12 protein-coding genes are annotated in these 11,939 nt (G+C 62.3%); 11 read left to right on the forward strand and 1 reads right to left on the reverse strand.

Annotated features, from left to right (window positions below; genetic code table 11):
* The first annotated feature begins 5 nt into the window (after positions 1-5).
* From R2E40_RS17575 to R2E40_RS17590, 4 genes are all read left to right on the forward strand, one after another.
* Positions 6-374 (forward strand): hypothetical protein, encoded by a 369-nt coding sequence (locus R2E40_RS17575; RefSeq protein WP_016351742.1) that lies wholly within the window; start codon positions 6-8, stop codon positions 372-374.
* 169 nt (positions 375-543) lie between these two features.
* Positions 544-1,683: a hypothetical protein gene (locus R2E40_RS17580; protein ID WP_318164012.1), complete on the forward strand. Its 1,140-nt coding sequence runs from the start codon at positions 544-546 to the stop codon at positions 1,681-1,683.
* Positions 1,673-2,305 (forward strand): hypothetical protein, encoded by a 633-nt coding sequence (locus tag R2E40_RS17585; RefSeq protein ID WP_318164013.1) that lies wholly within the window; start codon positions 1,673-1,675, stop codon positions 2,303-2,305. Before R2E40_RS17580 ends, R2E40_RS17585 begins: the two co-directional genes overlap by 11 nt.
* Before the next feature lie 105 nt (positions 2,306-2,410).
* Complete coding sequence (locus R2E40_RS17590) at positions 2,411-4,861, forward strand: EAL domain-containing protein (protein ID WP_318164014.1); 2,451 nt, start codon at positions 2,411-2,413, stop codon at positions 4,859-4,861.
* 46 nt (positions 4,862-4,907) lie between these two features.
* Here the strand turns inward: R2E40_RS17590 and R2E40_RS17595 are convergent, their stop codons facing one another.
* Positions 4,908-5,204 carry a hypothetical protein gene (locus tag R2E40_RS17595; RefSeq protein ID WP_318164015.1) on the reverse strand — a complete coding sequence of 99 codons (297 nt, stop codon included), beginning with the start codon at positions 5,202-5,204 and terminating at the stop codon, positions 4,908-4,910.
* Positions 5,205-5,372: 168 nt separating this feature from the next.
* Between R2E40_RS17595 and acs the strand changes: the two genes are divergently transcribed.
* From acs to panF, 7 genes are all read left to right on the forward strand, one after another.
* Positions 5,373-7,319: an acetate--CoA ligase gene (gene acs, locus R2E40_RS17600; protein WP_041216250.1), complete on the forward strand. Its 1,947-nt coding sequence runs from the start codon at positions 5,373-5,375 to the stop codon at positions 7,317-7,319.
* 2 nt (positions 7,320-7,321) lie between these two features.
* Positions 7,322-7,444: a hypothetical protein gene (locus tag R2E40_RS17605; RefSeq protein ID WP_256042660.1), complete on the forward strand. Its 123-nt coding sequence runs from the start codon at positions 7,322-7,324 to the stop codon at positions 7,442-7,444.
* Positions 7,445-7,710: 266 nt separating this feature from the next.
* Positions 7,711-8,160 carry a type II 3-dehydroquinate dehydratase gene (aroQ, locus tag R2E40_RS17610; RefSeq protein WP_016351748.1) on the forward strand — a complete coding sequence of 150 codons (450 nt, stop codon included), beginning with the start codon at positions 7,711-7,713 and terminating at the stop codon, positions 8,158-8,160.
* Between the two features lie 36 nt (positions 8,161-8,196).
* Positions 8,197-8,652, forward strand: a complete 456-nt coding sequence (gene accB / locus R2E40_RS17615; RefSeq protein WP_011707112.1) for an acetyl-CoA carboxylase biotin carboxyl carrier protein — start codon at positions 8,197-8,199, stop codon at positions 8,650-8,652.
* A 15-nt stretch (positions 8,653-8,667) separates the two neighbouring features.
* Positions 8,668-10,008 (forward strand): acetyl-CoA carboxylase biotin carboxylase subunit, encoded by a 1,341-nt coding sequence (accC, locus tag R2E40_RS17620; RefSeq protein WP_011707113.1) that lies wholly within the window; start codon positions 8,668-8,670, stop codon positions 10,006-10,008.
* A gap of 112 nt (positions 10,009-10,120) precedes the next feature.
* Entirely contained in the window at positions 10,121-10,399 is a 279-nt protein-coding gene (locus R2E40_RS17625; RefSeq protein ID WP_016351749.1) for a YhdT family protein, read from the forward strand.
* Entirely contained in the window at positions 10,389-11,867 is a 1,479-nt protein-coding gene (gene panF, locus R2E40_RS17630; protein WP_043120971.1) for a sodium/pantothenate symporter, read from the forward strand. The genes R2E40_RS17625 and panF overlap by 11 nt, the downstream gene beginning before the upstream one ends.
* The last annotated feature ends 72 nt before the right edge of the window (positions 11,868-11,939 follow it).

The raw sequence follows: 11,939 nt of genomic DNA on the forward strand, positions 1-11,939 counted from the left end.
TCGACATGAAGACGGCCCTGCTGCTGATCGCCTGCTGGCTGCTGGCCCTGATCCCGCTGGATCAGGGCCTTACCCCCCTCGTGACCCTGCTGTTCAACCCGGACCGCGTCCTCTACGGCACCGCCCAGCTCACCGGTTTCGCCGGCATCCTGCTGACCCTCTACCTCGCCAATCTCGGGGTGGAGGTGGTACTGCGCCGTCGCTTCCAGATAGCGGGCATGCTGGCCCTGCTGGCCGCCTGGGTCGACTTCATCAACAGCAGCGGCAGCGAGGCCCACTGGCTGCTGCTGCTCGCCCTGGCGCTGCCGTTTCACGGGCTCGGCCTGCTGGTGCTGGTGCGCGGCATCCAGGCCTTCGGCCGCCAGAAAGGCTGATAAACCGCCAAAACTATTACAAATCATGACAGCCCGATCCGCCCATCCGCCCTTGTCACAAGGGCAGACCCTCAATTGCTGGTAACATTCGCTTACATTCAGCTCCCGTTCAGTTTCGCCGCAACCGTTATAGTGCCGCTCCTTTTCCAACCAATGCAGGAGCATCAGCATGCCTCCACAGGATGCACGCATCACGGGTCTCGACCTGTTGCGAGGGCTCGTCATCTTCATGGCCGTCTTCGAGCACTACACCGGCTACCTCAACTACTGGTACATCGACTTCTTCAACCGGGAACACGCCCTGTGGGACAGCTTCTATCTGTCGCACAAGGCGATGGCCGGCCAGCTGCTGCCCATGGATCACACCACGGCTCAGGTCTCGGCCTGGCTCATTCCCTGGGTCAGCCAGATCTACCTGGCACTGGCCGCCTTCAATCTCAGTCGCCGCGATCAGGCCAGTTTCAGACCGCAACTGGGCGGCAAGCTGGTGCTGTTCGCCAGCATCATTCTGGTGCTCTATGTGGAAGGGCTGGTGATCGCCCCCAACTTCGGCGAGGCCATCTCGTTCTACCCGGTGATGCTGTGGATGTGCCTGCTGGCGCTCTTCTCGCTGGTCTACGCCTGGTTCGGCATTCGCGGCATGCTGCTGCTGACCCTGCTCAGCCTGCTGCTGGATCAGCTCGGCGTGCAGGATCTGCTCGGTCACATCGACGGCTGGATGAAGCTGCACGTGCACCCCGACTACGAGCTGGATGCCCGCCTCGACCTCTTCATGGCCAGCGGCTGCTTCGGCTTCCTCTATGGCTGGTGCTGGCATCAGCGGCCCCAATGGCGGGACCGCCTCAACGGCCTGGTGCTGACGCTCTCGCTGGTGGCGCTGGCCGTCTATCTCATGTTCGGCGAGACCAGCACGGTCGAGCTCAGCGACATCTACGCCAACGAACACGAACTGGCGATGGACATGGTCGGCCGCGCCGGCATCTGGGGCATGGAGTTTCTGGTGATCGGGGCCGTGCTCTGGCTGCATCAGCGCAACATCCGGCTGTGCTGGCGCCCGCTCAACTGGATCGGCATGTACTCGCTGACCGTCTTCATCTTCCACAAGAGCATCTTCGTGCACCTGTGGGGCCCGCTCTTGCTGTGGTGGACCGCCCGTCAGGGCACCATCTTGCCCAACAACTTCGGCCTCATCATGGCGCTCAGCGCCACCAGCGTACTGCTCATCTATGCCTTCCAGCGCTCCGGCATCATCTGCCACCTGATGGGCATGCATCAGGACCGGGACTGGGTGCGGCTCTATGGCAAATAAGTGCTGGCTGCCGCTGCTGTTCCTGACCCTGTCCCTGTCGGCCAAAGAGCCGGACAACCAGTGGCAGCTGGGCGGTCAGTGGCAGCTCGGCAGCAATCAGGCGGGGGTCAGCGCCGATGCCAGCATGCAGTTCTGGCTCGCCTATGAGCGGGAAACCCAGGTCGGCCTGCTCTTCGCCGATGGCCAGAGCGCCGGGCTGGCCTTGCCGCTCTACAAGAAGAGCTTCTTCGCGGTCGGCGTCGCGCCCATGCAGGTGGTCGATCGCAACCGCTTCAGCGCCTTCTGGCGCCTCGGCTGGCAACTGGACGACGATCACCAGCTCACCCTGGGCCAGCTCTATGACGTCAGCGGCCGTTATGGCCAGCTCTGGTACATGGAGCACAGCCTGCCGCTGCCGGCCGAGATCTCCCTCAACCTCTGGCTGACCCGAGGCAGTCAGGCCCACATGGCCGCCTATGGGGCAGATGAGGGCCTGCGGGACTGGGGAGTCACGCTGGAACGCAGCTGGCGCTGGCAGCAGTGGCGGCTTGGCACCGAGTTCGGCGCCAAGCAGTGGCTCATCAAGGAGCACGACTGGCAACCGATGATCAACCTGACCCTGAGCTATCACTTCAGCTGGTAACACCGTAAAAAAGGGGGCGAATGACGCCCCTCTCTTCCCTCCAGAATGCTTCATGCCATACTGACAGCAGTTTAAATGACAAAGAAGTCAATTCAGGAGCGCGCGATGGGCGAAGAGACTTTCAATGCCATGCCGGATCCCCCGCTGGCGGGGCAATTGAACATGAACGAGCTGCAGCAGCTGTTCGAACTGGCCCCGTTTGGCATAGGCGTGTTTGACCGCCACTTTCGCTGCCGCAGCGTCAACCAGACCCTGGCCGATCTCAACGGCCTCTCCCGAGAAGAGCACTACGGCAGATACCTGCGCGAAATCGTCCCCACGCTGGCTCCGGTGCTGGAACCCCTGTTCCAGCAGATCATCAGCAGCGGCGTCCCCCGGGTCGAGCTGAACCTGAGCGGCCATACCGCGGCCCATCAGGGTCGGCAACGCCACTGGCAGGCCATTTACAGCCCCATGCTGGACGAACAGGGGGTGCCCGACCGCATCCTCACCATAGTGCGGGACGTCACCGAGCAGGTCGAAGCGCAGCAGCGGCTGCAACTGGCCATGAGTGCCGGCCAGATCGGGGTGTGGGAGTGGCATGTGACGGAGGACAGGCTGCAGTTTGACGGCCAGGTCGAGCGCCTGCTCGGCACTGCGGCCAACCAGTTTCAGGGGGGGATGGAGCAGTTCATCAAGCGCTTCGACCCGCTCTCTGGCGAGCAGTTCAGGGCGGCGGTCAACGGCACGGCCCCCATTCACCTCACCCTCGGCTATCTCGGGCCGGATCAGTTGCGGGGCTGGGTCGACATTCACGCCGATCACGTGGCAGCCACCGACCATCAGGGGCGGCGCATCACCGGGGTGATCCACGATGCCACCAGTCGCTGCAACCAGGAGGACAAGCTGCGCCAGGCCAACGTGGTATTCGAGACCGCTGCCGAAGGCATCATCATCATGGATGGCCAGCGCCAGATCATCTCGGTCAACCCGGCCTTTTCCAGCATGACCCAATATGAAGAGGCGGAGATCGTGGGCAAGTCGCCGGAGGCCATCATGCATCCGCGCCGCCACACCGACATCGATTATCCCTGGCATACCCTGCTGCCCGGCAGTCACGCCTGGCATGGCGAGATGATGTGCCTGCGCAAGGATGGCGGCTACTTCACCTCCTGGCAGCATGTCAGCGCCGTGCACGACAGTCGCCACAACACCACCAACTACGTCATCGCCTTCTCCGACATCAGCGCCATTCGCAAGGCCGAAGCACAGCTCAACCACCTCGCCTATCACGATCCCCTGACCGAGCTCGGCAACCGCAACCTGCTGCAGGAGCGGCTGGAGCTGGAACTCAAGACCGCCCAGCTCAACCACCAGCAACTGGCCCTGCTGTTTATCGATCTGGATGGCTTCAAACTAATTAATGACACCCTGGGCCATAGCGCCGGCGATGAGCTGCTCAAGCTGCTGGCCGAGCGGATCCGCCGCGTCCTGCGCCACAACGACGTGGCTGCCCGGCTCGGTGGCGATGAATTCCTGGTGCTGATCCCCTTCTTTGAACGGCCACAGGAGCTGGAGCGACTCGCCGAACAACTGCTGGCCAGCCTGCGCGAGCCGGTCGAACTCGGCCACGAGCAGGTGGCCGTCTCCGCCAGCATCGGCATCGCCCTCTATCCAGAACACGCCACCAGCCCGGATACCCTGGTCAGCGCCGCCGACAGCGCCATGTACGAGGCCAAGAACCGGGGCCGCAACGGCTATCTGTTCTATACCCCGGACATGACCGAGCAGACCCGGGAGCGAATGAGCATGGAGCAGGGACTGTTCAAGGCCATCGAGCAGCATCAGCTCTGCGTCCTCTATCAGCCCATGACGGAGCTAGCCAGCAACCGCATGAGCGGGCTGGAGGCCCTGCTGCGCTGGCAGCACCCCAGCGAGGGGATGATAGGGCCCACCCGCTTCATCCCGGTGGCCGAGGAGTGCGGGCTCATCGAACAGATCGGTGAGTGGGTGATGCGCACCGCCTGCCGGCAGGGACAGGCGTGGCTGGCCGCCGGGCTGGCGGTCCCCAGGCTGTCGATCAATGTGTCGGTGCGGGAGATGCGCTCGGCAGGTTACGTGGAGCGGGTCGCCGCCATCCTGGCCGAGACCGGCTTTCCGCCAGCGAAGCTGGAGATAGAGGTCACCGAGAGCATCATCCAGCGGGTCGATCAGAGCCTGCAGCTGTTCAGACGCCTGAAAGCGCTGGGGGTACAGATCGCCATCGACGACTTCGGCACCGGCTTCTCATCCCTGAGCCTGCTCAAGAGCCTGCCCATCGATCGCATCAAGATTGACCGTACCTTCGTGCAGGCACTGCCCGATGACAAGCACAGCCGGGAGCTGTGCCGCACCATCATCAACCTGGCCGACAGCCTGGGCATGGTGGTTACCGCCGAAGGGATTGAGACCCAGGCCCAACGCCAGTTTCTGCAATCACTGCACTGCCAGGAGGGGCAAGGCTATCTGTTCAGCCACCCGCTGGCCGAGCCCCATCTGGCCGAGCAGCTGGGCTCGCGCAAGGGCGCCTGGTGCTAGCGGTGCGCCGGGATCCGCGCCGCGCCAGCGGTTCAGGTGACGCTCATCAGTTGAAGGTCAGCCTGGCATCCCACCCTTCGTCCTGCTGCCGGCGTGACTCTTCCAGCAACGAGCCCTGCGGATAGGAGGATTTTTTCTCTTCGAGGGTGACGGACACCGACGGCTTGCGCGCCAGCCAGGCCTCGCTCAACTGACCGCTGATGTGGTCCCGCAGGGATGGCGAAGCGGGCTGTGCCGGTGTCAGCGCAAGGTCGTTGGCATGGGGGGCAGCCAATGCGGCCTCATCGGTGGCCTGCGGGGCCTCGAACTGCCAGAGGGAGGAGCACAATAGCAGGGTCAACATGGGACTATCTCCGTCGCTAAAACGACGTTTTACCCAATCAGCGATGAATTGTCATCGACTCGACTGTAAGCGGATGTTGCCATCTATCCAAAAGTCTAATTGCCCTCCCCCGCCAAAGGTATAAGTTGTTACCTAATCATTACAAGAATGTATTCAAAGGAGTGACACATGAGCGAGAGCAAGGTCTACCCGGTCAAAGCCCACATCAGCAACGGCGCCCTGCTGGACAAGGCAGGCTATGAAGCCATGTACCGGGCCTCGGTGCAGGATCCGGATGCCTTCTGGGGCGAGCAGGGCAAGATCCTCGACTGGATGAAGCCCTACACCAGGGTCAAGAACACCTCCTATGATCCGGGCCACGTCTCCATCAAATGGTATGAAGACGGCCTGCTCAACGTCTCTGCCAACTGTCTGGACCGCCATCTGGCCCAGCGCGGCGACAAGGTTGCCATCATCTGGGAAGGGGACAACCCGGCCGAAGATCGCAAGCTCACCTACCGCGAGCTGCACACCGAGGTGTGCAAGTTTGCCAACGTCTTGAAGGCGCAGGGAGTGCATCGCGGCGACGTGGTCTGCCTCTACATGCCCATGGTGCCGGAAGCCGCCATCGCCATGCTGGCCTGTACCCGCATCGGCGCGGTGCACAGCATCGTGTTCGGCGGTTTCTCGCCGGAAGCCCTGGCCGGTCGCATCATAGACTCTGGCTCTTCCATCGTCATCACCGCCGATGAAGGGCTGCGCGGCGGCCGTCCGGTGCCGCTCAAGAAGAACGTGGATGAAGCGCTCACCAACCCGGAGACCAAGGTCAACAAGGTGATCGTGCTCAAGCGCACCGGCGGCAACATTGCCTGGCACAACCACAGGGACATCTGGTGGCACGACGCCGTCGCCACCGTCAGCGCCGACTGCCCGCCCGAGGCGATGGGGGCCGAAGATCCGCTCTTCATCCTCTACACCTCCGGCTCCACCGGCAAACCCAAGGGGGTGCTGCACACCACCGGCGGCTATCTGGTCTATGCCACCCTCACCTTCAAGTACATCTTCGACTACCACGAAGAGGACATCTACTGGTGTACCGCCGACGTGGGTTGGGTCACCGGCCACTCCTATCTGGTCTACGGGCCGCTTGCCAACGGCGCCACCACCATCATGTTCGAAGGGGTGCCCAACTACCCGGCCACCAACCGCATGAGCCAGGTGGTGGACAAGCACCAGGTCAGCATTCTGTATACCGCCCCTACCGCCATCCGCGCGCTGATGGCCAAGGGCAACGAGGCGGTAGCCGGCACCTCCCGTTCGAGCCTGCGCATCATGGGGTCGGTAGGCGAGCCCATCAACCCGGAAGCCTGGGAGTGGTACTACCGCACCATAGGCGAGGAACGCTGCCCCATCGTCGATACCTGGTGGCAGACCGAGACCGGCGGCATCCTCATCAGCCCGCTGCCCGGCGTCACCGACCTCAAGCCAGGCTCGGCTACCCGTCCCTTCTTCGGCGTGCAGCCAGCGCTGGTGGACAACATGGGCGAACCGCTGGAGGGGGCCACCGAGGGCAACCTGGTGATCACCGACTCCTGGCCGGGCCAGATGCGCACCGTGTTCGGCGATCACGAGCGATTCGAGCAGACCTACTTCTCCACCTTCCCCGGCCGCTACTTCACCGGCGACGGTGCCCGTCGCGACGAGGATGGCTACTACTGGATCACCGGACGGGTGGATGATGTACTGAACGTCTCCGGTCACCGCATGGGCACCGCCGAAATTGAATCCGCGCTGGTTTCCCATCCCAAGATCGCCGAAGCGGCGGTGGTGGGCGTGCCGCACGAGATCAAGGGTCAGGGCATCTACGCCTATGTCACCCTGATCGCCGGCGAGGAGCCGAGCCGGGAGCTGCACAAGGAGGTGAAGGAGTGGGTCCGCAAGGAGATCGGCGCCATCGCCACCCCGGACGTGATCCACTGGGCCGAGGGGCTGCCCAAGACCCGCTCCGGTAAGATCATGCGGCGAATTTTGCGCAAGATCGCCACCGGCGAGACCGACAGCCTGGGGGATATCTCCACCTTGGCGGATCCCGGGGTCGTGGACAAGCTTATCCGCGAGAAGTCAGAAGCGGCTTGATCATGCGCACCATATTTCCGCGCAAGATCGCCACCGGCGAGACCGACAGCCTGGGGGATATCTCCACCCTGGCGGATCCAGGGGTCGTGGACAAGCTTATCCGCGAGAAGTCGGAAGCAGCCTGATCCTGACTGCGTTCCTGCCTCCAAAGCCGGCCTCGAGCCGGCTTTGTCGTCTTTGCTACTGAGCGTTTCAATAACGCACCAATTAGCGCAAAAAATAGACAGATGTAGAGATTAGACCAGTAAAATGCTGCTAATTTTCACGAAATCAATATAATTGCGAAATCTGTGTGCCAGTGCACATCGATTTGCGCAGAAAATGACTAGATTTCTGATAGTCCACAAGATGGCTGACAGATAGCAGCATTATCATCGAGGATGTACTCAATATGTCGCAAAAACACCGAATTCTCCTGCTCAACGGGCCGAACCTGAACCTGCTGGGCAAACGGGAACCGGGCATCTACGGCAGCAAGACGCTCGATGAGATCGTCGCCGATCTGACGCACAACGCCGGCGAACTCGGGGTCACACTGGAACACCTGCAATCCAATGCCGAACATGAGTTGGTCGGCCGCATCCACCAGGCCATGGGTCAGGTGGATTTCATCATCATCAACCCGGCCGCCTTCACTCACACCAGCGTCGCCATCCGCGATGCGCTGCTGGGTGTGGCTATCCCCTTTATCGAGGTTCACCTGTCCAACGTCCATGCCAGGGAACCCTTCCGCCATCACTCCTATCTGTCTGATGTCGCCAAGGGGGTCATTTGTGGGCTGGGGGCCGATGGCTACCAATTCGCTTTAACCGCGGCCGTGCACCAGTTGCGCGCGGCTTGATAATCACTGATCAGATAAAGAAGAAAGAGAATGCTAATGGATATCCGCAAAATCAAGAAGCTGATTGAACTGGTTGAAGAGTCCGGCATCGCCGAACTGGAGATCTCCGAAGGTGAAGAGTCCGTTCGCATCAGCCGCAACTTCTCCGGTCAGGTGACCGCTGCTCCGCAGATGATCATGCAACAAGCTGCCGCCCCGGTTGCCGCGCCTGCCGCCGCACCGGCTGCTGCTGCCCCGGCTGCCGACGCCATCCCGAGCGGTCACCTGATGCGCTCCCCGATGGTTGGCTCCTTCTACCGCTCCTCCAGCCCGGAAGCCAAGCCGTTCGTGGAAGTCGGTCAGCACGTCAATGTCGGCGATACCCTGTGCATCGTCGAAGCCATGAAAATGATGAACCAAATCGAGTCTGACAAGGCCGGTGTGATCAAAGCGATCCTGGTTGAAAATGGTCAGGCCGTCGAATTCGACGAGCCGCTGTTCATCATCGAATAAGGGAAGTCGCCACCCATGTTGGACAAAGTAGTCATCGCCAACCGCGGTGAAATTGCCCTGCGGATCCTGCGCGCCTGCAAAGAGCTCGGGATCAAGACAGTGGCCGTTCACTCCACCGCCGACCGGGAGCTCAAGCATGTGCTGCTGGCCGACGAAACCATTTGTATCGGCAAGCCGGCCAGTACCGACTCCTACCTCAATGTGCCGGCCATCATCGCCGCCGCCGAGGTGACCGGTGCCGTCGCCATCCACCCGGGTTACGGTTTCCTCTCCGAGAACGCCGACTTCGCCGAAGTGGTCGAGAAATCCGGCTTCATCTTCATCGGCCCGCGCGCCGAGACCATTCGCCTGATGGGTGACAAGGTCTCCGCCATCGAGGCGATGAAGAAAGCGGGCGTGCCCTGCGTACCGGGCTCCGACGGTCCGGTCGACAGCGATGCCAAGCACAACGCCGCCATCGCCAAGCGCATTGGCTATCCGGTGATCATCAAGGCCGCCGGTGGCGGTGGTGGTCGCGGCATGCGCGTGGTGCGCAGTGAAGCCGAGCTGTCTGCCGCCATCGCGCTGACCAAATCCGAAGCGGGCCAGTTCTTCAAGAACGACATGGTCTACATGGAGAAGTACCTGGAGAACCCGCGCCACATCGAAATTCAGGTGTTGGCAGACGGCCAGGGCAACGCTCTCTACCTGGGCGAGCGCGACTGCTCCATGCAGCGTCGTCACCAGAAGGTGGTCGAAGAGGCGCCGGCACCCGGCATCACCGAAGAGATGCGCAAGTTCATCGGCGAGCGCTGCGTGCGCGCCTGTATCGAGATCGGCTACCGCGGTGCGGGCACCTTCGAGTTCCTGTACGAGAACGGCGAGTTCTATTTCATCGAGATGAACACCCGTATCCAGGTTGAGCACCCGGTCACCGAGCTGGTCACCAGTGTGGATCTGATCAAGGAGCAGCTGCGCATCGCCGCCGGTCAGCCCCTGTCGATCACCCAGCAGGACATTCGCATCCGTGGCCATGCCATCGAATGCCGGATCAACGCCGAAGACCCGGCCACCTTCATGCCGTCTCCGGGCCTGATCCAGCGCTTCCACGCGCCGGGCGGTCTGGGCGTACGCTGGGATTCCCACATCTACGCCGGCTACAAGGTACCGCCTTACTACGACTCCATGATCGGCAAGCTGATCTGTTACGGTGAAAACCGCGACGTCGCCATCGCCCGCATGCGTCAGGCGCTGGACGAGCTGGTGGTGGAAGGGATCAAGACCAACGTCTCCCTGCAAAAAGAGATCATGAAGGACGAAAACTTCCAGCACGGTGGGACCAACATCCACTACCTGCACAAGAAGCTGGGTCTGTAAGGATCCTTGACGAAGACCGCCATGTCGGTGGGCGTCGGCTCCACAAGGAGCCTCTGTTGAAAAAGGGCCATGGCGACATGGCCCTTTTTTGTTATCCTTGCGCCCCTCAAAATTGTCGGAGGCCAAGGTGAATCGTTTCGCGCTCGCTCGCCGGGAAGCAGCCCTCTGCCTGCTGCTGACCCTGCTCTACTTCCTTGCCTGGTATGGCACGGCCTATTTCATCCCCGCAGAGATCGAATGCTGGGACATGCCGCTCTGGTTCCTGCTCAGCTGCATCCTGATGCCGCTGCTGTTCATCGTGCTGTGTGGCCTGATGGTGGATCGTCTGTTCGTGGACATCCCCCTCGACTCCCCTCCCCTCGATGCCAAGGAGCCGTCCCATGAATCTTGAGCTGATGCTGCCGCTGTGCATCTATCTGGTGCTGGTGCTGGGAGTCGGCTTCTGGGCCAGCCGCCATCGGGTAGGCGGCGACTTCGTGCAGGAGTACTTCATCGGCAACCGCAGCATGGGCGGGCTGGTGCTGGCCATGACCCTGGTGGCTACCTACACCTCTGCCTCCTCCTTCATCGGCGGGCCGGGGGCGGCCTACAAGATCGGGCTGGGCTGGGTGTTGCTGGCGATGATCCAGCTGCCCACCGTCTGGCTCACCCTGGGGGTGCTTGGCAAGAAGTTCGCCATCATCGCCCGCCGGGTCAATGCGGTGACCATCAACGACATGCTGTGGGCCCGCTACCAGAGCAAGGCGGTGGTGGTGCTAGGCTCGGTCACCATCATCCTCGCCTTCATCGCCACCATGGTGGTGCAGTTCATCGGTGGCGCCCGTCTGCTGGAGACCGCCACCGGCCTCAGCTATCAGCAGGGGCTCCTGCTGTTTGCCAGCTGCGTGCTGCTCTACACGGTGATCGGCGGCTTTCGCGCCGTGGTGATGACCGATGCGCTGCAGGGGATCATCATGCTAATTGGCACCGGCGCGCTGCTGGCGGGCATTCTGGTGGCCGGTGACGGCCTGCCCAACCTCATCCACCAGCTCAAGGTAATAGATCCCAAGCTGGTGAGCCCGCAGGGAGCCGGCGACCTGCTGACCCAGCCCTTCATGCTGAGCTTCTGGGTGCTGGTCTGCATCGGGGTGGTGGGGCTGCCCCACTCGGCGCTGCGCTGCTTCGGCTATCGCGACAGCAAGGCGCTGCACCGCGGCATCCTCATCGGTACCATCGTCAGCGCCTTGCTGATGTTCGGCATGCACCTGGCCGGCGCCCTGGGCCGCGCCATCCTGCCCGGCATGGACAGCCCGGACAAGATCATGCCCTCCCTGATGATGGAGGTACTGCCCCCCTGGCTGGCGGGGGTCTTCCTGGCGGCGCCCATGGCGGCCATCATGTCTACCATCGACTCCCAGCTGATCCAGGCCTCCGCCACCCTGGTGAAGGATCTCTACCTCAACTACCTGAGTCCGGAGAAGGCCGGCCAGGAGAAGCTGGAGGTGCGGGTGCCGCGCCTCTCCCTGCTCTGCACCCTGATCCTGGGCACCCTGGTGCTGCTGGCGGCGCTGCAGCCCCCCGAGATGATCATCTGGCTCAATCTGCTCGCCTTCGGCGGCCTGCAGGCGGTGTTCCTGTGGCCGCTGGTGCTCGGCCTCTACTGGTCGCGGGCCAATGGCCCGGGGGCCCTGGCCAGCATGGTGTGCGGCATCCTCTGCTACGCCATCCTGAGCCAGTGGGAGATCAAGCCGGCCGGTCTGCACGCCATCGTGCCGAGCCTGGCGCTGGGGCTGATTGCCTTCGTGCTGGTCAGCCTGCTGACCCCGGCCCCGAGCCAGCATGTGCGGCGCTTGTTTGAGCCGCAATCATCGATGGATTAATAAAGGGTTCCGAAACTATCCCAAAATGGGTGTTTTACGGGTAAACTGTGCGCCATGTCACAAAATGCCGCG

The organism is Aeromonas sp. CD (genome assembly GCF_033349375.1).
Lineage (GTDB): Bacteria > Pseudomonadota > Gammaproteobacteria > Enterobacterales > Aeromonadaceae > Aeromonas > Aeromonas hydrophila.